This window comes from Halovalidus salilacus (genome assembly GCF_031852275.1).
Classification (GTDB): domain Archaea; phylum Halobacteriota; class Halobacteria; order Halobacteriales; family Natrialbaceae; genus Halovalidus; species Halovalidus salilacus.
Genome location: NZ_CP134700.1, coordinates 2,438,913 through 2,459,968 on the forward strand (window position 1 = coordinate 2,438,913; position 21,056 = coordinate 2,459,968).

Annotated in this window: 20 protein-coding genes; 10 read left to right on the forward strand and 10 right to left on the reverse strand. The window is 69.4% G+C overall.

The window, feature by feature from the left end:
* The first annotated feature begins 186 nt into the window (after positions 1-186).
* Positions 187-348 (forward strand): hypothetical protein, encoded by a 162-nt coding sequence (locus RJT68_RS12085; RefSeq protein WP_407036813.1) that lies wholly within the window; start codon positions 187-189, stop codon positions 346-348.
* Between the two features lie 22 nt (positions 349-370).
* Here RJT68_RS12085 and msrA read toward each other — a convergent pair whose 3' ends face one another.
* The 6 genes from msrA to RJT68_RS12115 all read right to left on the reverse strand — a co-directional run bounded on the left by msrA (position 371) and on the right by RJT68_RS12115 (position 6,855).
* Positions 371-919 (reverse strand): peptide-methionine (S)-S-oxide reductase MsrA, encoded by a 549-nt coding sequence (gene msrA / locus RJT68_RS12090; RefSeq protein ID WP_407036814.1) that lies wholly within the window; start codon positions 917-919, stop codon positions 371-373.
* Positions 920-979: 60 nt separating this feature from the next.
* Positions 980-1,651 (reverse strand): 2,5-diamino-6-(ribosylamino)-4(3H)-pyrimidinone 5'-phosphate reductase, encoded by a 672-nt coding sequence (locus RJT68_RS12095; RefSeq protein WP_407036815.1) that lies wholly within the window; start codon positions 1,649-1,651, stop codon positions 980-982.
* A gap of 77 nt (positions 1,652-1,728) precedes the next feature.
* Complete coding sequence (locus tag RJT68_RS12100; RefSeq protein ID WP_407036816.1) at positions 1,729-1,965, reverse strand: hypothetical protein; 237 nt, start codon at positions 1,963-1,965, stop codon at positions 1,729-1,731.
* Positions 1,966-2,186: 221 nt separating this feature from the next.
* Complete coding sequence (locus RJT68_RS12105) at positions 2,187-3,110, reverse strand: NAD-dependent epimerase/dehydratase family protein (protein WP_407036817.1); 924 nt, start codon at positions 3,108-3,110, stop codon at positions 2,187-2,189.
* Between the two features lie 214 nt (positions 3,111-3,324).
* Positions 3,325-4,056, reverse strand: a complete 732-nt coding sequence (locus RJT68_RS12110) for a GNAT family N-acetyltransferase (protein WP_407036818.1) — start codon at positions 4,054-4,056, stop codon at positions 3,325-3,327.
* 180 nt (positions 4,057-4,236) lie between these two features.
* A complete protein-coding gene (locus RJT68_RS12115; protein ID WP_407036819.1) occupies positions 4,237-6,855 on the reverse strand; it encodes a heavy metal translocating P-type ATPase in 2,619 nt (872 codons plus the stop codon).
* 459 nt (positions 6,856-7,314) lie between these two features.
* Here RJT68_RS12115 and RJT68_RS12120 point away from each other — a divergent pair, with 459 nt between their 5' ends.
* Genes RJT68_RS12120 through RJT68_RS12130 form a run of 3 tightly spaced genes read left to right on the forward strand, consistent with a single transcriptional unit; the run spans position 7,315 to position 10,665 of the window.
* A complete protein-coding gene (locus tag RJT68_RS12120; protein WP_407040365.1) occupies positions 7,315-8,082 on the forward strand; it encodes an ABC transporter ATP-binding protein in 768 nt (255 codons plus the stop codon).
* A complete protein-coding gene (locus RJT68_RS12125) occupies positions 8,072-9,379 on the forward strand; it encodes an ABC transporter permease (protein ID WP_407036820.1) in 1,308 nt (435 codons plus the stop codon). The genes RJT68_RS12120 and RJT68_RS12125 overlap by 11 nt, the downstream gene beginning before the upstream one ends.
* Positions 9,376-10,665, forward strand: a complete 1,290-nt coding sequence (locus RJT68_RS12130; RefSeq protein WP_407036821.1) for an ABC transporter permease — start codon at positions 9,376-9,378, stop codon at positions 10,663-10,665. Before RJT68_RS12125 ends, RJT68_RS12130 begins: the two co-directional genes overlap by 4 nt.
* A gap of 236 nt (positions 10,666-10,901) precedes the next feature.
* On the opposite strand, the gene glmU is transcribed toward RJT68_RS12130, so the two are convergent.
* A complete protein-coding gene (gene glmU, locus RJT68_RS12135) occupies positions 10,902-12,083 on the reverse strand; it encodes a bifunctional sugar-1-phosphate nucleotidylyltransferase/acetyltransferase (RefSeq protein WP_407036822.1) in 1,182 nt (393 codons plus the stop codon).
* 245 nt (positions 12,084-12,328) lie between these two features.
* Here glmU and RJT68_RS12140 point away from each other — a divergent pair, with 245 nt between their 5' ends.
* From RJT68_RS12140 to RJT68_RS12150, 3 genes are read left to right on the forward strand one after another with little or no spacing between them, the layout of a single operon-like run.
* Complete coding sequence (locus tag RJT68_RS12140) at positions 12,329-13,600, forward strand: Single-stranded DNA binding protein (protein ID WP_407036823.1); 1,272 nt, start codon at positions 12,329-12,331, stop codon at positions 13,598-13,600.
* Positions 13,597-15,255, forward strand: a complete 1,659-nt coding sequence (locus RJT68_RS12145) for an RPA family protein (protein WP_407036824.1) — start codon at positions 13,597-13,599, stop codon at positions 15,253-15,255. Before RJT68_RS12140 ends, RJT68_RS12145 begins: the two co-directional genes overlap by 4 nt.
* A gap of 5 nt (positions 15,256-15,260) precedes the next feature.
* The gene (locus tag RJT68_RS12150; RefSeq protein WP_407036825.1) at positions 15,261-16,139 is read left to right on the forward strand and encodes a metallophosphoesterase; all 879 of its coding nucleotides are present in this window, start codon (positions 15,261-15,263) and stop codon (positions 16,137-16,139) included.
* Between the two features lie 210 nt (positions 16,140-16,349).
* Here the strand turns inward: RJT68_RS12150 and RJT68_RS12155 are convergent, their stop codons facing one another.
* Positions 16,350-16,556 carry a hypothetical protein gene (locus RJT68_RS12155; RefSeq protein ID WP_407036826.1) on the reverse strand — a complete coding sequence of 69 codons (207 nt, stop codon included), beginning with the start codon at positions 16,554-16,556 and terminating at the stop codon, positions 16,350-16,352.
* Positions 16,557-16,811: 255 nt separating this feature from the next.
* Here RJT68_RS12155 and RJT68_RS12160 point away from each other — a divergent pair, with 255 nt between their 5' ends.
* Positions 16,812-17,297 carry a molybdopterin-dependent oxidoreductase gene (locus tag RJT68_RS12160; RefSeq protein WP_407036827.1) on the forward strand — a complete coding sequence of 162 codons (486 nt, stop codon included), beginning with the start codon at positions 16,812-16,814 and terminating at the stop codon, positions 17,295-17,297.
* Between the two features lie 174 nt (positions 17,298-17,471).
* Here the strand turns inward: RJT68_RS12160 and RJT68_RS12165 are convergent, their stop codons facing one another.
* Positions 17,472-18,440 (reverse strand): sugar phosphate isomerase/epimerase family protein, encoded by a 969-nt coding sequence (locus RJT68_RS12165; protein ID WP_407036828.1) that lies wholly within the window; start codon positions 18,438-18,440, stop codon positions 17,472-17,474.
* Positions 18,441-18,517: 77 nt separating this feature from the next.
* A complete protein-coding gene (locus RJT68_RS12170; RefSeq protein ID WP_407036829.1) occupies positions 18,518-19,387 on the reverse strand; it encodes a hypothetical protein in 870 nt (289 codons plus the stop codon).
* A 184-nt stretch (positions 19,388-19,571) separates the two neighbouring features.
* On the opposite strand from RJT68_RS12170, the gene RJT68_RS12175 reads away from it, so the two are divergent.
* Positions 19,572-20,552, forward strand: coding sequence for an aldo/keto reductase (locus RJT68_RS12175; RefSeq protein ID WP_407040366.1), 981 nt, complete (start codon positions 19,572-19,574; stop codon positions 20,550-20,552).
* Between the two features lie 112 nt (positions 20,553-20,664).
* A complete protein-coding gene (locus RJT68_RS12180; RefSeq protein ID WP_407036830.1) occupies positions 20,665-20,904 on the forward strand; it encodes a DUF7127 family protein in 240 nt (79 codons plus the stop codon).
* Positions 20,905-21,056 lie beyond the last annotated feature (152 nt).

Below are 21,056 nucleotides of genomic sequence, written 5' to 3' on the forward strand. Positions count from 1 at the left end.
CTGAGCGATCATCACGTTCGTCGATCGCTCACAAACCCGTGCTGCATTCGCGCCCTGTGCCCCCGATGGACCGAGTTTCGTTCCACGGATTACTCGGCACACTGACTTCAATCAGTTGACGGAACTCTCCGTACTGTAGTCACTATTCCTCGCAAATCAACTCCCAACTTGTCCCACAGACGCGCTGTGTATTCTCGTGACGACGACCTCCTAATCGCTGCAGCGCTCACCAGATTCGCGGTCGACTTCGAAGACACTGATCCCGAGTTCGCCGAGCCGGCGTGGCAACTGGCAGCCGATCGCCTCCTCGAGCACGATGCCGACACCGAGGAAACCCTCGAGAGGTGAGAAACGAACTCGCCGCGCCGGGTTACCGTTCCGCGGGGACCTCGTCCGCGAACTTCTCGCGGACTTTCTCGACCTTGGGCGCGGCGTGCATTCGGCAGTACGCGTCGGTAGGGTTTTTGTCGAAATACTGTTGGTGGTACTCCTCGGCCTCGTAGAACTCGTCGAGGGATTCGATCTCGGTCACGATCGGCTCCTCGTAGAGCTCCTCGTCCTCGAGCGCCTCGACGAACGCCTCGGCCGTCTCGAGTTGCTCGTCGTCGTGGGCGTAGATCGCCGAGCGGTACTGGGAGCCCACGTCGGGCCCCTGGCGGTTCAGTTGGGTCGGGTCGTGGATGGTGAAGAACACCTCCAGCAGATCCTCGTAGCGCACGTCCTCGGGATCGTACTCGAGCTGGACGACCTCCGCGTGGCCGGTCGAACCGGAACAGACCGCCTCGTACGTGGGATCTTCGACGTGGCCGCCGGCGTAGCCCGAGGTGACCGACTCGACGCCCTCGAGTTGCTCGAACGCCGCCTCGACGCACCAGAAGCAGCCGCCGCCGAACGTCGCTCGCTCGCGTGGTTCGTTCATACCCGACGTAGGTACCGAGCGTGGAAAGGTGTGACGGGGGCGGCGAGTGACGCCGACCGCTCAGGCACCTGCGACCCGCCAGGTCAACAGGACGCCGTCGCCCAGTCGCTCCGCCGACTCGAGCGTGAGCGTCGGGAACGAGTCGACGTCGACGAATCCCTCGCCGTCGGCGAGCGTCGGCGCGTCCCGCCCGCCGATGATCGTCGGCCCGACGAAGAGTGAGAGTTCGTCGACCAGCCCGTCCTCGAACAGCGAGAAGATGAGTTCGCCCCCGCCCTCGACCATGATCCGCTCGAGCCCCTCCGCCTGCAGCGTCGCGAACGCCCGAAGGAGGTCGACGCGGTCCTCGCCGGCGGTGATCAGCGTCGCGCGGTCGGCCAGGTCCATCCGCCGGCCGACGGGTGCGACCGCTGCGCAGCAGAGGTACGTCTCGGCCTCGTCGTCGAACACCGCGGCGTCCGCCGGCGTTCGGCAGCGCGAATCGACGACCACGCGGGCGGGGTGTTCGGGCTCGCCCGCCTCGAGTCGGCGCTCGCGCAACTTCGGGTCCTTCACGGTCAGGTGCGGGTCGTCCGCGAGGACGGTGCCCACGCCGACGACGACCGCGTCGCTCTCGGCCCGGAGGCGGTCGACCCGCTCGAAGTCCGCCTCCCCGCTGATCGCGATCTGCTCCCGCCGTCTCGAGGAGAGCTTCCCGTCCGCGCTCACGGCGGCGTTGACGATGACGTGCATTCGTACTCGGTACTGTGCGGGCCGCCGGCATGAAGGCGTCGCGTGTGCGGAGATAGGGAACGTGACTCTGCGCCGTGTTACTCGAGTTTCACGTCGGACGCGATCTCGTACCCCTCCTCCTCGAGGCAGACGATCGCCCGAACCGTCGCCGCGTGGTCGCCACCCTCGGCGAACGTTCCCGCGCCGACCAACTCGAGTTCCCCCGCGTCGTTCGTTCGAAAGAGCGAGACGTGGTGGGTCCTGGTATCGGACGTCGTCTGGACGCGGACGCGCGCCCCCCATCCGGTTTCGATCGTGACGGTATGTGTCGTCATCGGTCCCTGGTGTCGGTGTGAACTGTCATTCGTGGTCGAAGCGCTCGGAGAGCGCGATAGTGATTTAAATCCAATAAGTAACGTAGATCTAGGGGTTTCGGTCGATGTCGAATTCGGGGCGCAGTTTGGAAAACGGACCGTCGAAGGAAGCGAGGTTCGGTTCACCGTTACAGCCGGTTGCCGAATCGATGACGGGCGGTCGACGGCGTCGGTTCCCCCACCTACGCCGACTCGTAGGCTGCACAGACCTCCCGCAGCCCCTCCTCGAACGAGGTCTCGGGCTCCCAGCCCGTGGCATCACGAAGCTTCGACGGGTCCGCGCAGGTGTCGTGGACGTACACCGACTCCGGGATGGGGTTCTCGACGTACTCGGGTTCGACGTCTCGGCCGAGGATCTCGGTCAGCCGCTCGACCAGCTCGTTGAACGAGTGGGCCTCCCCGGTGCCGACGTTGTAGACGCCGTCGAGTTCGTGGTCGGCGGCGAGCTCGAGCGCGCGGACGACGTCGTCGACGTGAGTGAAGTCGCGCGTCTGGGTGCCGTCGCCGTAGAGGACCGGCGACTCCCCGCTGGCGATGTCGTCGGCGAACTGGGCGATGACGTTCGCGTACTCGCCCTTGTGCTCCTCGGCGCCGCCGTAGCCCTGGTAGACCGAGAAGAAACGCATGCCCGCGGTCGTCAGCCCGTAGTGGTTCGAGAAGTACTCGGCGTAGCGCTCCCGGGCCAGTTTCGACGCCTCGTAGCCCGTGTTGACCGTCACGGCCATGTCCTCGGGGGACGGCTCGGTCCGGCTGCCGTAGATCGACGACGTGGAGGCGTAGACGACGGTGTCGCAGCCGTCCTGGCGGGCCTGGTCGACGACGTTGACGAACCCCTCGACGTTCACGCGCGCACCGAGGGTCGGATCCTCCTCGTGCATCGCGTACGACGACAGCGCCGCCAGGTGGAAGACGACGTCCACGTCGGTCGGCAGGTCCTCGGCGAGGACGCTCCGCTCGTGAAACTCGACGTCGTCGGCGAGATTCTCGGGCGTGCCGAGGTAGCCGTCGTCGACGACGATCACCTCGTTGTCCGTCCGCAGCGCGTTCGCGAGATTCGAGCCGATGAACCCTGCCCCGCCGGTGACGAGGACTCGGTTACCCTGCATGTCTCGAAACGCGGGCCGTTCGCCCATATAGTTACTCGTCCCCGGGCACGTCGTGCGGACGAGTCGAAAACGTCGACCGAACGTCGTTTCGGGTGTCGTTCGCGCTCGAGCGCCGCACGGAATCGTGGTCCAGCGTACGAACGCCGCGCGAAATCGTCGTTCCCGGCGCGTAGGGGGAATCCTGGTAGGCGTTCGAGACCCCGTCCCGTCCCACTCAGAGCTCGTACGCCATGGTCACCTCGTCGACGTACTCGCCGTCGATCGTGTAGTGCTCCCGGCGGATCGCTTCGGTGTTCCAGCCGTGGTTGGTGAGGAACTCGAGGGCGCGGTCGTTGACGATGGGGACGCTGTTGTACACCTTCCGGTACCCGTTCGCCTCGGCCCACTCGATCCCCCGGTGGAGGAGTTTGTTGCCGATGCCGTGTCCGCGGTAGGCCTCCTTGACGCCGACGGTCTGGCGGGCGGTCTCGCGGACGTGGTCCAGTTGCGGGAGGTCGAGGTGGGTCCAGCCGACCACGTCGCCGTCGATCGTCGCGACGAAGAACACCCGCGAACGAACCGTGTTGTGCCGGGTGACGGCGTCCTCGTAGAGCAGTTGCTCGGCGATCACCTCCGCGACGACGTAGGTCTCTTCCGCGCTGACGTCCCTGATCGTCTCGACGAGGCCCTCGAAGTCCGACTGCCGCGCCGGTCGGATCGCGTACTCGAACTCGTCGGTTTCGAACGTCTCGACCGCGCCGAACTCGAACGTGAGGCGGAGCGTCCCGCCCGCCTCCTCGAGGTAGCCGTCCGTTTTGAGTTCCTCGAGTTGGGTCTCGAACTCGGAAGCCGGGAGCGAGACGACGGTGAACAGCACGTTCCGTTTCACCGTCCCGTGACGCTCGACGTACTCGTAGATGCGACGCTTGGCGTCGGTCGCAAACGTCGGCCGTTCGATCGCGTCCATACGCGCTCGTATCACGAGCGGTCGTTTAATCCTTGGCCGGTGTGAGGCGCGTACGTACACGTTCGTTCGCGAATCAGTCCCGCGCGTTCCGACACGACGGTGGTCGGACACGTCCGCGGCCTCCGACCGAACCGCGGCGGGCGGCGAGCGGTTCGCGGGACGGTCCCCCTCTCCGAGCACTCACTCCGAGAGCGACCCGGACGAGGAGTTCCACGAGACGAGGCCGGCGGCGACGGTCACGGCACCCAGGGCGACCAGCGGGTTCCAGACGCCGACGAGCGCCAGGGGAACGGCGAGCGCGTTGTAGGCGAAGCCGAAGCGGAGGTTTCGCTCGACGCGCTCGCGGGCCGCGCTCGCCGTCTCGAACGCGCGCTCGACGGCGGTCAGGTCGCTCTCGACGAGCGCGAGGTCGGCCGCGTCGGAGGCCAGCGCGGTGCCGGTGCCGAGGGAGATGCCGAGGTCGGCCTCCGCGAGCGCGGGCGCGTCGTTCGTCCCGTCGCCGACCATCGCCACGCGGGCGTCCTCGCCCAGGCGACGGACAGCCGCCACCTTCCCGTCCGGCGAGACGCCCGCGAAGACGCGTGCGACGCCCGGGTGCGTCTCGAGGAACGCCGCGGCCGACTCGTCGTCGCCGGTGAGGATCACGACCTCGAGCCCGCGGTCGGCGAGCGAGGTCACGGTCTCCTCCCAGTCGGTTCGCGGCTCGTCGCCGAGGACGACGACGCCCTCCGCTCGCCCCTCGCGGCCGACGACGACCGGGAGGTGGCTCGCCGCTCGAGCCTCGACGACGCGGGCCTCGACGGCCTCGGGGACGTCCCAGCCTCGATCGCGGAAGCGATCCGGGTGGCCGACGAGGACTGACTCGCCGTCGACGGTGCCCTCGACGCCGAGGGGGTGGCTCTCGAAGTCCGCGACGGTCGGGGTCGAGTCCGCCCGGGCCGCGACCCCGGATCCGCGCTCGGCCTCGGCCTGGGTCGCGACCTCGAGGTCCGCGTCGGCTCCCGGCACTCGGTCGGCGTCCTCGTCACCTCCGGCGCTCGAGAACGCAGAAGCGATCGCCGCCGCGGCCGGGTGGGACGCTCGCGCCTCGAGCGCGCTCGCCGCCGCCAGCAGGTCGCGCGGGGCGTCGGCGTCGAGGACGGTCATCTCGCCGGTGGTGAGGGTGCCGGTCTTGTCGAAGACGACGACGTCGATCCCCCGGAGGCGCTCGAAGATGGTCTCGTCGAAGACGATCAGCCCGCGCTCGGTCGCGTCCCGGACGCTCGAGGCGACCGACAGGCGGGTCGCGAAGGCGAGCGCCCAGGGGCTGGCGACGATGAGGGCGAGCAGGATAGCCAGGACGACGCCAGAGGGGGAGCGTCCGAGCACGAGCGCGGCGAGGCCGGCGAGGCCCGCGGCGCCGGCGACGTACGGGAACGATCGGGCGGCCAGTTCGTCGGACCGCCGCTGGACGCCGTGTTCACCGCTCTGCCGGGTCCACACCTCCCGGGTCAGCCGCTCGATGCTGCTCGTCGGATCGTCGCCGACCTCGACGATCGCCGCGTCGCTCGTGACGACCGAACCCCCGACGACCGGGTCGCCAGGTTCCTTCGGTCGCGGGACGGACTCGCCGGTGACGACCGCCTCGTCGACCAGGCACTCGCCCTCGGCGACGACGCCGTCGACCGGGACGCGCTCGCCCTCGCGGACGAGTAGTCGGTCGCCGGACCGCACTTCCTCGACGGGGACCGGCTTCGTCGAGCCGTCGTCGGCGCGGAGGCGCGCCTCGCCGACCTGCGAGATCGTCAGCTCCGTCAGCCGCTCGAGGGCGTCGCGCTTGACCGCCGCCTCGTAGTAGATCGCCCCCGAGACGAGCGTCGCGACGACGATGGTCAGGTCGTAGTAGACGTCGACGCGCCCGATCGAGCCCGCGATCAGGCTGTAGACGTAGGCGGAGACCACCGTCAGCGCCGCCAGCAGTCCCGCCGTGGGCCGACGCAGCTTCGCGCTCACGTAGGCGCTCCGAAGCAGCGGCATCCCGGACATCCAGAGGACGATCCCGGTCAGCCCGAAGAAGACGTGCATCAGCATCGAGACGTCCTCGGTCACGAGCTCCCTCGTGTAGACCGCGAGGATGGCCGAGTCGACCAGCGAATCGAGGAAGACGGGGTAGAGGAGCACGATGTACGGGAGAAAAACGAACGTCCCGAAGACGACGCCGACGATGTACCGGGCCTCGAGCATGTCGTCCGTCCGGCGCTTCCTGACGCCGGTCATCTCGCGGGCGCGGTGGGTCGTCCCCATTTCCGCGCCGGACGTCTCGGCCGCCCCCGATTTGGCCGCCCGCTCGCGGAGGTAGGCCGTGTAGCCGGTCGTCGTCAGCGCGTCCTCGAGGTCCGCGGGCGCGATGCGGTCGGGGTCGTGGACCACCTCGACCGTCTCCGTGACGTAACTCGCCTCGGCGTCGTCGACCCCCTCGACCCCCGTCGCGACCGACTCGAGGTAGGCTTCGCAGGCCGAGGAGTGCATCCCGTCGATCCGGAGGAACGTCCGCTCGCGGTCCGCGCCGTCGCCGGAGGCCGTATCGGCGTCCGCGTCCGCGTCTGCGTCTCCGTCGGGATCGACGCGTGCGTCTCCGTCGGGCCCGCCCAACTCGGCGTAGACGTCGCGACAGCCCGACGAGCAGAACGTCTCGCCGTCGTCCGTTTCGATCGCGGACGCGGTACGAGGCGTTCCGCACAAGAGGCATCGATCCTGCTCGGACGGCGATCCGGAGGCCGATCCCGAACTCGCCTCCGGCTTCGGCTGTCGATCGCTCACACCTCCCTCTGTGGCTTCGGGGCAAATAAACCGACCGTGTGACGTCGACCATCCCGGCGATCCCTCCCCGCGGACGCGACGTCCGAGCGGTCCTGGCGCGAACCGACCGGCCGAACGCATCACGATCGAATACAGTATCGAGTACGGGCACGTTTCAGCCTCGACTCGGTTCGGCCGACGCGTCGTTTCGCTTCGGCCGGCGCGGGAAAGATGCGCGAGTCACGCTCGAGAGACGGTTCGGTCGTCGAAAACGTCACCCAAACCGAACAGTACCGATGTGTGAATATCACCATACGCGAACCGATTAGCACGTATAGCGCAACAAATCGTATCGATTCAGTGAACGGAAATCGGCACCTTGCTCGCGGAAACCGGCCCGAAACAATGGGCCGACGGGCCGACTGAGCGAGTGACTCCGTGACGATCTACAATCGCGTCCTTCGAACGCCGCTTGCCGCGCTGTCCAGAACGGCGGGGAGAACGCCGAGGGAGTCGTCGGCGACGTCGAAAACCGCCGAATCGGACTCGATCCCGGCCGTGCGCCTCGAGGGCGTGGGCCACGAGTACGACTCCGACGGCGGTCGGCTTCGCTCGGGCGACGGCGGGACGGTGACCGCGCTCCGGGACGTCTCCTTCGAGGTGAACCACGGCGAGATCGTCGGCCTCGAGGGGCCGAGCGGGAGCGGAAAGTCGACGGTCCTCCACGCGATCGCCGGCTTGCTGGTCCCGACCGAGGGGCGGGTGCTGCTGCGGTCGACCGACCTCGCGGAACTCTCGGGACGCGAGCGAACCAGGATGCGCCGTCGACACGTCGGAATCGTCTTCCAGCGGTTCCACCTGCTCCCGTCGCTGTCGGCCCGGGCGAACGTGGCCCTCCCCCTCGTCCAGCGGGGGATGGGGAAGTCGGCGCGCCGGGAGCGCGCGGAAGACCTCCTCGAGCGGGTCGGCCTCGGCGACCGCCTCGAGCACCTGCCGGGAGAACTCAGCGGCGGCGAGTGCCAACGCGTCGCCATCGCCCGGGCGCTTTCGACCGATCCGGACGTGATCGTCGCCGACGAACCCACGGGCGAACTGGACACGGAGACGGGAATGGCGGTCATCGACCTCCTGACCGACCTCGGGCGCGACCGAGCGGTGGTGCTCGCCTCCCACGACGAGGGGACGCTAGCCGTCGCCGACCGCGTGATCACGCTCCGCGACGGGGCGGTGGTCGAGGATGGCGGGTGACGAACGCGCCGGGGGGCCGCCCAGGTATCGGGGAGGGTCGCCGGACGACGGATCGCGGTGGGCCCGCTGGCGGGGCGTCGTCGGCCTCTCCGCGTCGCGGCTGTGGACGCGCGCGACGCGGACGCGCTCGAGTCGACTCGCGGCGACGATCGCCGCGGTGTCGCTGACCATCGCCCTCCTGCTCGTCGTCACCGGGGTCGCGGTGGCGCTGGCCGACGGCGGGGTCGAGACGCAAACCGACGCCGACGTCGGCGTCACCCCCGAATCGAGCGAGGGCGTGTCGGCCGTCGACGGCATCGAGGGCACTCGGCTCGGGGAGACCAACGAGCGGGCCGGCGAGATCCGAGAAGCGGACGGGGTCGACCACGCCTCGCCCGCGCTGGTCGAACCGACGAAACTCGAGGGCGAAGACGGCGAGGAGCGCACCGTCCTCCTCGTCGGCGTCGTCCCCGACGACGACCCGCGAACCGTCGCCGGACTCACGACCGACGGTCTCGCCTCCGGGGATCCCCACTACGCCGACGGGTCGTACGACGGCCAGCCGACGAACGAGATCGTTCTCTCGGAGGCGGCCGCCGAGGACCTCGACGTTTCGACCGACGACGACCTCGAGGTGGCCGGATCCGCCGGCGAAGTCGACGGCGAGTCCGCGCCATCGGTCTCGGTGACGGCGGTCGAGGAGGCCGGCGGCGATCGGTCGACCGACGCGCCCGTCGCGCTCGTCCACCTGAGCGAGTTGCAGACCCTCTCCGGCGCGTCGGAGAGCGAACTCGCCGATCGGGTGCTCGTGTGGGGCGAGTCGGAGGCTGCCTCCGACGCGGCCGCGGAGGAGTACCCCGACGCCGCCGTCGAGTCGAACGACGCGCGGGATCCGTCGGCGCTGTTCGACGACGGACTGGCCTTCGCGACGGCCGCGCTGGCGACGGTCGTCGGCGTGACGATCTGCGCGGCGTTCGTCGCGACCACGCTGGGGATGGCCGTCGCCGACGATCGACGGGCGCTCGCGACGCTCGAGGCCGTCGGCTACCCGGCGCGGGGTCGGCTCGCCGTCGTGGCGGTCTCGACGGTTCTCACCACGCTCTGCGGGGCGGGGCTGGGCGTCCTCCTCGGCGCGGCCGGCATCGCCGCCGTCAACGCCGTCGCGGAGGCGTCCTTCGCGCCGGGAGTCGTCGCCGCCTTCCATCCCCTGTTCGTCCCCTACGCGTTCGCCGTGGCGCTCGCGTCCGGGCTGGTAGCCACCCCCTACCCGCTCGCGATCGCCGCCCGAACGTCCGCCCTCGAGGAGGTGGGTCGATGAGCCGAGCCGACGACGCGACCGCCGCGCTCGGCGGGGGGCGGACCGGCGCGTCCGGGTCCGGGATCGCCGCCCGGGCGCGGGCCGTCGTCGGCCTCGCGGTCGCACAGCTTCGGCGCTCCCCCGGACGGACGGCCCTCACCGTCCTCGCGGTCGCGCTGGCCGTCCTCTCGGTGACGCTGCTCGCGAGCCTCGGCGTCGGCGTCATCGAGACGGGCGAACGGGGGATGGCCGATGCCGGACAGGACATCTGGATCTCGAGCGACCCGATCGACCCCGCCTCGAGCGGGCCCGAGAACCCGATCGCCGACGCCCACGGGGTCTCCGCGGACATCGCGGAGCGCGACGACGTGAGCGCGGCGTACCCGCTCTCGATGCACGACGTCTACGTGGGCACGGAATCGACGGATCCGTCCGAGATGGAGCGCGTCCCCGGGGTCGGCGTCCACCGGACCCACGACGGGTACGACTACGAGGAAGGGACGGGCTTCGAGACGGACGAGGAGGCGGCCGCCGAGTCGCCCAGCGAACCGACGACGAAGGAGATCGTCCTCGATCCGGCGACGGCGGAGGAACTCGGCGTCTCCGTGGGGGACACGGTCGTCGTCGGCACCAGCCGGCAGACGGCGCCGGAGACCGAGTTCACCGTCGTCGGCACGTCCTCGCACCACTCCCAGTACACGGGCTCGCAGGCGGCGACGGTCCCGTTAACCGACCTCCGCGCCCTCTCGGGCACGTCTGGGACGGACCGCGCGTCGTTCATCACGGTCTCCGTCGAGGACGGCGAGGACCCGGAGGCCGTCAGCGACGACCTCTCAGAGGAGTACCCCGAGTACGACGTTCGGACGAGCGACGAACAGGTCGACTCGCTGCTGGGCGAACGGCCGCTCGTCGTCGCGAGCGGGCTAACGCTAGTGGGCCTCGCCGTCGTCGGGGGACTCGTCCTCACGGTCAACCTGCTCGCGCTCGTGGCCTACCAGCAGCGCGACGAACTCGCCGCTCTGCGCGCCATCGGCCTCCCGCGGTGGCTCCTCGCGGGAACGATCGGCGTCCAGGGACTCGTCATCGGCCTCCTGGGCGGCCTCGTCGCCCTGGGCGCGACGCCGTTTCTCACGGCCGGGCTGAACCGCCTCGCGGCGTCCACCGTCGGCTTCGAGCACCTCCTCCGAACGCCGCTCGAGGTCTACGTCGCCGGCTTCGTACTCGCGGTCGTCGTCGGAACGATCGTCGCGCTCGCCGTGGGCTGGCGGGCGGCGCGGTACGCGACGCTCGAGCATCTCGAGGCCTGAGTGAAACGGCGACGACGTCGACGCTCGAAGAGCGAATCGGTTCGACGGTACACCACGCCGGTCGCGGCCGAACGAGGTTCGTCGCCGCCGGACCGACGCACGGTACTCGGTCGCCGTTACCGCCTCCTCGAGAAGCCGTGCAGTCGTCGCGGGCGGAACCCGCCTCGCTGGTCGTGATCCACTTTCGTCTCAGAAAATCGGACAGCGGTGAACCGGTCCTCGAGCCGGAAATCGGCCTACCGATCCCGAGACACCGTCTCGCCCGGCAACGTCGTCGCGCCCGAACCGAGCTTCAACCCGGGGGAGAGGCTCGAGTTGATCCCCGTCTTCGCGCCGTCGCCGACGACGACGCCGAATTTCCGGCGGCCCGTCGAGACGCGCTCGCCCTTCACGGTGAACCTCACGTCGGCGTCGTCGTGGCGGAGGTTGGCCACGTTCGTTCCGGCGCCGAAGTTGACCTCGCGACCGAGGATGCTGTCGCCGACGTACGAGAGGTGGCTGACGGTCGCCCCCGGGGAGAGGACGCTGTTTTTCACCTCGACCGAGTGGCCGACCGTAGCCCCCTCGTCGATCAACGTCGCGCCGCGCACGTACGCGTTGGGACCGACCGAGGCGCCCGACCGGATCAGCACCGGCCCCTCGATCACGACGCCCGGACGGACGGTCGCTCCTTCCTCGACCACGACGTCGCCCTCGAGGTGGGCGGTCTCGTGGACGGCGCCGTCGATCCGGCGCTCGAGGTCGCCGAGTTTCCACTCGTTGGCCTCGAGCAGTTCCCACGGGCGGCCGACGTCCATCCAGCGGTCGAGGGTGACGGGGGTGACGCTGTACTCCTCGATGACGTTCGCGACGACGTCGGTGATCTCGTGTTCCCCGCGCTCGCTCGGCGGGACGTCGAGCCACTCGGCGGCCTCGGCGGGAAACGCGTACGCCCCGGCGTTGGCCAGGTTCGTCGGCGGATCCGGCGGCTTCTCGACGATGTCGGTGACGACGCCGTCGGTCGTGCTCAACACGCCGTAGTTGCTCGGGGCGTCCACCTCGACCGCGCAGATCGCCGGCGCCGCCGCGAACAGGTCGGCGATCGAGTCGGGATCGTAGAGGTTGTCGCCGTTCAGGACCACGAACGGCCCCTCGAGGTGGTCCTGCGCGGCGTTGACCGCGTGGGCCGTGCCGGCCTGTTCCTCCTGGAGGGCGTAGGAAACGGGGACGTCGCGGTAGTGCGATCCGAAGTAGTCGCGGACGGTGTCCGCCTCGTATCCGACGACGAGGACGATTTCGTCGGCCCCGGCGTCGACCGCCGCGTCGACCGTGTGGGCGACGAGCGGGCGGTCGGCGACCGGAAGCATCGGCTTCGGAGTCGACGCTGACAGCGGACGAATTCGCGTGCCTTCGCCCGCCGCGAGAACGATAGCCTTCATCGATACGTGGACATAGATCGAATGCCTCCATAAGCGATTCGCCGTCTTTCTCGTACCCGAGCCCCGCCGACGACTGAAGTCGGGGTCGGAAACGGAGGCGAATCGATGAGCACACCTCGAAAGCCCACGTTTCGGGGAGCGCGACGACCGGTAGGTCGGCCCTTATCCGGGACTGACCGCCCCTCGGATCACGGGTTCGACCGACGCGGGAACCCTTTTTACCTTCCCGACACCAACTGCAACCGATGGATCTCGACAACCATGCCGAGGATCTCGCCTCCGACCTCGGTGTCGACAAAGAGGAGGTCAAATCCGACCTGCAGAATCTCGTGGAGTACAGCGTCCCGATCGACGAGGCCAAACAGAGCCTCCGCCGGAAGTACGGCGACGGCTCGAGCGGCGGCGGGACGCCACAGAGCAGGGAAATCGGGGAGATCACGACCGAGGATAGCAACGTGACCGTCACCGCCGTCGTCCTCACGGCCGGCGAGCGGTCGATCCGCTACCAGGGATCGGACCACGTCATCGTCGAGGGGAAACTCGCCGACGAAACCGGCGTCATCGACTACACGGCGTGGGAGGACTTCGGCCTCTCTCCGGGTGACGCGATCACCGCCGGCAACGCGGGCGTCCGCGAGTGGGACGGCGAGCCCGAGCTCAACCTCGGCGAGAGCACCTCCGTCTCCTTCGAGGACGGATCGCTCGAGGTACCCTACGAGATCGGCGGCGACGCCACCCTCACCGACCTCGAAACGGGCGACCGGGCGGTGAACGTCGAAGTGACCGTCCTCGAGTGCGAGCGCCGGACGATCGACGGCCGCGACGGCGAGACGGAGATCCTGAGCGGCGTCCTCGGCGACGAGAGCGGACGACTTCCGTTCACGAACTGGGACCCCGATCCGGCGATCGAGGAGGGCGCCTCGGTGCGGATCGAGAACGCCTACGTCCGCGAGTTCCGCGGCGTCCCCGAGGTGAACGTCTCGGAGTTCTCGACGGTCACCCCGCTCGACCGCGAGATCGACGTCGGCACGGACGCGGAGACGATGTGCATCGGCGAGGCGGTCGCGACGGGCGGCGTCTACGACGTCGAACTCGTCGGCAACCTCCTCTCGGTGCGCGACGGCTCGGGGCTCATCCAGCGCTGTCCGGAGTGCCGCCGGGTCATCCAGAAGGGGCAGTGTCGCACCCACGGCTCCGTCGACGGCGAGGACGACCTCCGCGTGAAGGCCATCCTCGACGACGGCACCGGGACCGTGACGGTCGTCCTCGACGACGAACTCACCGCCGAGGTCTACGGCGGCGGCCTCGAGGACGCCCGCGAAGAGGCCCGCGAGGCGATGGATCAGGAGGCCGTCGCCGACACGATCCGCGAGAAGATCGTCGGCAAAGAGTACCGCGTCCGCGGCCACCTCTCCGTCGACGAGTACGGGGCCAACCTCGACGCCGAAACCTTCGAGGAGAGCGACGACGATCCGGCCGACCGCGCAGCCGCCTTCCTCGAGGGGGTGGTCGCGTGAGCGCCGACCGACCCGGGCGCGAGGTGGCCTACCGCCTGTTCGCCGCGGAGTACGACGACGCCTCGCTCTCCCACACCGAGAGCGACGAGGAGCGCGCCCCGAATTACGTGATCACGCCCACGGGCGCGCGCGTCAACCGACTGTTCGCCGTCGGAACGCTGACCGAGGTCACGCGGGTGAACGACGAGATGCTGCGGGCCCGCGTGGTCGACCCCACGGGCGCGTTCGTCGTCTACGCCGGCCAGTACCAGCCGGACGAACTCGCCGCGCTCGAGCGCCTCGAGCCGCCGGCGTTCGTCGCGGTCACCGGCAAGGCCCGGACGTTCCAGCCGGATGACTCGGACCTCGTCTACACCTCGATCAGGCCCGAGAGCATCGCGACCGTCGACGGCGACACCCGCGATCGGTGGGTCGTCTCGACCGCCGAGCAAACCCTCGAGCGAATCGCGACGTACGCCGCCGCGGCCGACCTCGACGCCTACGACGAAGACCTGACCGAGGCGCTGCTCGAGGCCGGCGTCGATGCGGGCCTCGCGGAGGGGATCCCCCTCGCCCAGGCCCACTACGGGACGACGCCGGCCTACCTCGACGGCCTCCGCGACCTCTCGCTCGAGGCGGTCGAGGTCGTCGCCGGCGAGCGCGACCAGGTCGACGAGTTCGGCCTCCGCCCGGGCGACGAACGGGCCGAGAGCCCATCCTTCGCCGCCCTCGCGGACCTGGGACAGGTCCCGGAACTCGAGGCACCCGCCGGAGCGACGGAAACCGAGCAGGTGGCTTCGTCGGCGGCCGTAGCGGACGGGGAGTCGGTAGCCGCAACGGACGGGGAACCGGTGGCCGCAACGGACGAGGAGTCGGTGCCCGCAACGGACGAGGAGTCGGTGCCCGCAACGGACGAGGAGTCGGTTGCCGCAACGGACGAACACGTGGCGACCGAATCGACGGGGGCCGCGGACGCGAGCGCTTCACCGTCGGCGGCGACCGACGAGGATTCCGCCGAAGCGGACAGCCCGGACGTCGACGCCGTCGACGAGGAGCCCGACTCGGGCGTCACCCTCGAGGCGAACCCGGAGGCCGACGCGGCCGAACCGGACGTCGACGCCGAGCCGACCGTCGGCGACGTGGAATCGACGGACGACGAGGGCGACGAACTCGGCGACTTCGACGGCGGCGACTTCGACGGCATGTACCAGATGGACGACGAGGAGCGCGAGGAACTCGAGGAGGAGTTCGGCGCGGAGTTCACGACCGGCGCCGAGGTCGACGAGCCGGGCGACGCGGACATCGACGTGCCGGAGTCGGAAGGCGAACCCGACGGGGAATCCGACTCCGAACCCGGGCTCGACGAGGGAGCGGAGGCCGAACCGGAATCCGAGTCCGAGACGGAGCTCGAACCCGAACCCGAATCCGAAATCGACGAGGAGCCGGAGGCCGACGTCGAAGCCGACGAACCGGCCGCCGACGTCGACCTCGAGGACTACGTCATCGAGACGATGAACGACCTCGACGACGGCGACGGCGCCGACCGGGGGACGCTGATCGAGACGGTCGCGGGGGACACCGGCGCCTCCGCCGAGGAGGTCGAGGAGACCATCCAGGACGCGCTGATGAGCGGCCGGTGTTACGAACCCGACGACGAGTCCCTCAAGGCGATCTGAGGACCGTGACCGACGGAGGGGGGCGGTCCGGGCCGGCGCTCGAGCCCGTCCCGAACGAACCGGCGGCGCTCGCGGCGATCGGCGGCGAGCGGGCGCTGGTGATCGCCGACTACCACGCGGGCTACGAGTCCGGCCTGCGCTACGAGCGAGGCGTTGACGTCCCCAGCCGCGCCCCCGAGCGCCGGGAGCGCCTCCTCGCGCTGGTCGAGCGAACCGACCCCGACCGCCTCGTCGTCTGCGGCGACCTGATGCACTCCATCGGGGACCCCGGCGGGGCCGAGCGGGGCGAACTCGAGGTGCTGTTCGAGTCGCTCCCGCGTCACCTCTCGGTGACGCTGGTGAAGGGGAACCACGACGGGGCGATCGAAACCTGGCTCGAGCCCGAGGGGGGCGACGGATCGGAGCCACCGTCGGGCGGACCCGAATCGCCCAACGTCGACGTCGACCTCCCTGAGCCCGGTCGGCTCGAGGTCGTCCCCGGCGACGGCGTCCGCCTCGGCGACGTCGGCTTCTGTCACGGCCACACCTGGCCCGCCAGCGAGGTGCTCGAGGCCGAGGTCGTCTGCGTCGGTCACGAACACCCCTGCGTGCGCCTCGAGGACGAGGTCGGCGGGAGGCGCCTCGAGCGGGCGTGGCTCCGGGGCGACCTCGATCCCGCCCCGTTCCGCGACCGGGAGGGTGGGGAGTACGACGGCCTCCCGTGGCTCGCCGGCGGCGAGACGCCGACGCTCGTCGTTGTTCCGGCGTTCAACGAACTCGTCGGCGGGACGTGGGTGAACGTCCCGGGACAGTCCTTCCTCGCGCCGTTCCTCCCCGACGGCCTCGCCCGCGGAGAGGCCTACCTGCTCGACGGAACGCGGCTCGGCCCGTACCGATCGGTCTGAAACGACCGGCGCCGAGGCGACAATCGCAGGTTTTGGGTTTCGATCGGCGATCGGGGATCGAGGATCGAGGATCGGTGATCGGCGACCGAGGATCGAGGATCGGTGATCGGCGACCGATGTTCGATGACCGACGATCGATGTCCGACGATCGATGACTAACCACCCACGAACGGCGAAAATGGTGTCGTGTCCCCTCGAGCGAGGACCGTCCTACTCGCCGACGCGCCCGGGGGCGAGGAAGGCCGCGTTGCACTCGTCGATCAGATTTCGGAGGCGCTCTGCGTCTCGGTGGGCGAACGTCCTCGGCGCACGACCGGTTACGGGGCTCGAACGCGACGATTCGGTCGTCGTCGTCCGTCGGCTCCGCGCGGCGTGCGATTCGAGTTCGGCGTCGGCGTCTGCGTGTCGGATGCTCATCGTGCGTGCGAGTGGGCGACCGCGTCGACGAACGGTCCGTGGTCCGTCGCGAGTGATCGCCGTCGTACTCCTCAGTCCGGCCCCGATTATAATAAACGTTCATTAATAACTGTGAACGGGCCTTACGGTACGTCGTACCGCGGCGACGAGGGTCGCCAACGGCCCGTCGAACTCGTTCCTACGGCGCGGGAACGAGGAACGCGGTTACGTCCCCGGCCGACTGATCCTCCGCCGACACCGAACGAGGATTCCGCAATGACCGATTCGACCGCCGAACCCGAACGACTCGCCGACGTCCCGCTCGAACTCGAGCGGCCGTTATCGATCGCCGGAACCGAGTCCGTCGAACTGTCGCCGTCGACGCTCGAGGCGCTGCCGCGTCGCGAGCGGCGGATCGAGGTCGCGTGCCTCTCCGGGAGTCGAACGAGCCACGTCTGGTGCGGTGCGGCGATCGACGACGTCCTCGAACGGGCGCCCATCCCCGACCGGACGACGCACGTGCTCGTCGAGTCGACCGACGGCTATCGCGTCTGCGTCGACGTGGAGACGGCGCTCCGGGGGCTGCTCGCGTTCGCGCGCGACGGCGACCCCCTCCCGGACGTCGCCGACCACGAAACGCGGTTCGTCACGGCCGACGTCGACGGACCGCGCACGGTGAAGGACGTTGCCCGACTCGAGGCCGCGACGCTCTCGCCGGGGGAGGATCCCGAGTCGTACGAGGAGTTGCTGCTCGCGGAGTGACCCGGGGCCGTCGAGCGGACCGCCACCGCGGTCGGTCGACGGGGACCGCTTCGTCTTCCGTCCCCGGAACCCGGCTCACCCCCGAGGCGTACGGAACTCCTCGAGGGCGATCGACTCCGTTCGGTCGTCGCTTCGTCGGCCCGGCCCCCGTCGAATCGGCCCACTCCGATTCCGTCACTCGGCCCAGTACGCCGGCCCCGGTTCGTCCCTGAATATCGCCCGCTCGAGGAGTTCGATCGCCTTCTCGAGCCCCTCGCGGGAACTGGTCAGCGAGTCCTCGTGCTCGATGGAGAGCGTCCCGTCGTAGCCGACCATTCGCAGCGTCGAGACGACGTCCTTCCAGTGGGACTCGTCGTGACCGTAGCCGACGGACCGGAACAGCCAGGAGCGGTTCGGTTCGTCGTCGTACGGCGTCGTGTCGAGGACGCCCTTCTCCCGGGCTCGTTCGTCGTAGATGCGGGTGTCCTTGGCGTGGACGTGGTGGATGGCGTCCCGTTCGCCCAGAAGGCGGATCGCGTCCGTGACCGAGATCCCCTGCCAGTAGAGGTGGGAGGGGTCGAAGTTGACGCCGATGCGCTCGTTCGTCTCCGCGCGCAGTCGGAGCAACCCGTGAGGCTCGTAGACGAGCATGTTCGGGTGCATCTCGATGGCGACGTCGACGTCGTGTTCGTCGGCGAATTCGGCGAGTTCGGACCAGTACTCGAGCGCGCGGTCCCACTGGTACTCGAGGGCTTCGGCGTGTTCGGGCGGCCAGGGCGCGGTGATCCAGTTCGGGTACTCGTCGTTCGGCCCGCCCCCGGGGAGGCCGGAGAAGCAGGTGACCGCGTCCACCTCGAGTTGGCCCGCCAGCCGGATCGCCTCGCGGAGCTCTGCGTCGTCGTGGGTGGCCCGCTCCTCGTCCGGGTGCAGCGGGTTGTTGTGAGTCGCGAGCGCGCTGATCTCCATCCCGTACTCCGTCAGGAGATCGCGTAACTCGGCCCGGGCGTCCTCGTCGTCGAGGTACGCCTCGCGGTCGAGGTGATCCTGGCCGGGGTACCCCCCGACGCCGGGTTCGATCGCGTCGACGCCGACGTCGGCGAGGTACGAGAGCGCGTTTTCGAGCGATTCGTTCGCCAGCGGCGACGTGTGTACGCCGATCTCCATACTGTAGCTATTTTTACTCGTACTATAAAAAATATAGAGGGCGGAGAACTACCGCGGATTCCCTCGCTCCACCCCGATCACGACGCGTCGCCGTCGTCGACGCGACCGTACGTGAACGGCCGGACGTCGCACGCCGGGCAAACGAGCTTCTCCGGAGGCGTCCCGCGCACGCCGGCCGCCTCGCCGCAACAGAGGGTTCGCGTCACCGTCAACTCGCCGTCGCAGAGCGGACAGCGCTCCAGGAACGTCCGGAGGGGGCGACCGGCGGCCAGCCGGACGACGGGATCGTCCACGGACGACTCGAGCGCGCGCGCGGCGGCGAGTTCGGCGACCGCGACCTCCTCGCGCAGCGAGACGAGTCCGCTCCCGTCGCCGTCGAGGACGAGGAGCGGCGTCCCCCCTACGCGTGTCGTCCTGGCTTCGACCCCGGCGGGCGTCAGGTCGTCGGCGACGGCGGCGAGGGCCTCGAGGTCGCGGCGTCGCAGGTCGGCCATCTCGCGTCGCCAGTCGGCCCGCACCGACTCGTCGAGGACGAGGTCGTCTCCGTCCGGAACGACGACGCCGGCATCGACGAGTTCCGTCAGTAGCGCCTCGCCGGACGGCGGGGACGCACCTTCGTCGGCTCCGGATCTGGCGATCGCCGCGTCACTCAGCGAATCCGAGGTCGATCCTCGACCAGCATCGACGCCGTCGCCGCCGTGGAACGGATCGATCGGCAGCGCGGCCGCCAGTCTCGGTGCGTACCGCGGCGTGTAGGGAACGAGGTGGCCGCGAAACCAGACGACGGCCGACCCGAGGACGGCGATCGCCGCCGCGAGTCGCCGCCGTCGCCTCGCGACCGCGCCGACGAGCAGCGCGAGGGCGGCAACGTTCACGGTCGTGCACGGCCAACACCGGTTTTCGCCGGTGTACTCGGACGAGCGGAACGGCTCGAGTCGCTCGATCATGCGCCGTGCGTTTCGACCCTATCGGCTTGAGTGTGACGCCGCTCGGCACCCTTCGGCCGCCGTCCCTCCCCGCTCGGCGGAGCGGTCGCTCGAGACCGCGCGCCGACGCCGACGGCGCGCCGACGCGTAGACTTTTCACGGCCGATCCGGTACGAAGCGACACATGGCGCTCGACGAATTCGAGATGGAGTACACCCGGCTCGGGTCCACCGGACTCGAGGTTTCGCGTCTCTGTCTGGGCTGTATGAACTTCGGGAGCGACGAACCGTGGATGATCGGCGACGAGGCGAAGAGCCGCGAGCTCATCGACCGCGCGCTCGACCTGGGGATCAACTTCCTCGACACCGCCAACGTCTACTCACAGGGGGAGAGCGAGGAGATCGTCGGCCGCGCGATCGAGGGTCGCGACCGCGACGAACTGGTGATCGCGACGAAGGTCTACGGGCCGATGGGCGAGGGGCCCAACACGGGCGGGCTCTCGAGAAAGCACGTGATCGACCAGTGCGAGGCGAGCCTCGAGCGACTCGGCCTCGACTACGTCGACCTCTACCAGATCCACCGCTGGGACGAGCGCACGCCGATCGAGGAGACGCTCTCGGCGCTCGACTACCTCGTCGAGGAGGGGCTGGTTCGCTACCTCGGCGCGAGCACGATGGCGGGGTGGCAGTTCTCGAAGGCGCTGTACACCGCCGACCTCGAGGGCTACGAGCGGTTCACCTGCATGCAGCCGGAGTACAATGCGGTCGACAGGCACGAGGAGCGGAACCTGCTCCCGATCTGCGCCGACCAGGGCGTCGGCGTCATTCCGTGGTCGCCGCTCGCCGGCGGCTTCCTCACCGGAAAGTACGACCGGGACGACGGACCGGAGGAGGGACTCCGGGCGGCCGACGACGAGTACACCGCGGGGCGCTTCACGGACGAGAACTGGGCGGTCCTCGAGACGATCGAGGGAATCGCCGACGAGAAGGACGTAACGCCCGCGCAGGTGAGCCTCGCCTGGCTCTTGCACGAGGAGGTCGTCGACGCGCCCATCATCGGGCCCCGCAGCCTCGAGCACCTCGAGGAGAACGTCGCGTCGCTCGGCGTCTCGCTCGACGACGACGAGGTCGAGCGGATCGGTTCGCAGAAGCGGCCGGTCTGGCCGCCGGAGGGGAAAGATCGGTGAGCACCCGGGGGAGCGCCCGGAACTCCGCACCTGCGACCCGTTGGCGGGAGATTCTCGCCCCGGAGGCTGCCGGCGTTGGTCTTACCCGTGGTCGACTCCAATACGATATCACATGCGCGTCCCCCAACAGCTGAAAGACGTCGACCAGCGCGGTGCCCTCGTCAGGACGTTCGAGTACGACGACTCGAGCGTCATCGTCGTCGACTTCGGAACCGAGCACGCGAACTACGACGTCGACCTCGTCGGGAACACGGCCATCGTCGTCGACGACGACGAGCACGTCGAGTTCGACGTGCCGGAGGAGGCGTCCGACGTCGAGATGAACAACGGAGTCCTCACGATCACCGAATAACGATCGTTGCTCGCGGCCGCTCGAGCGGTCGCGTTCGATTCGCAACGGTCGTTCGAACTGAGGTACTCGTTTCGGCTCGCGGCCAACGTGACGTCGTCTCTGCGCGCCGCCACCGGCCCAGTCGGTAGCCGGTTCACTCGCCGATCGAGCCG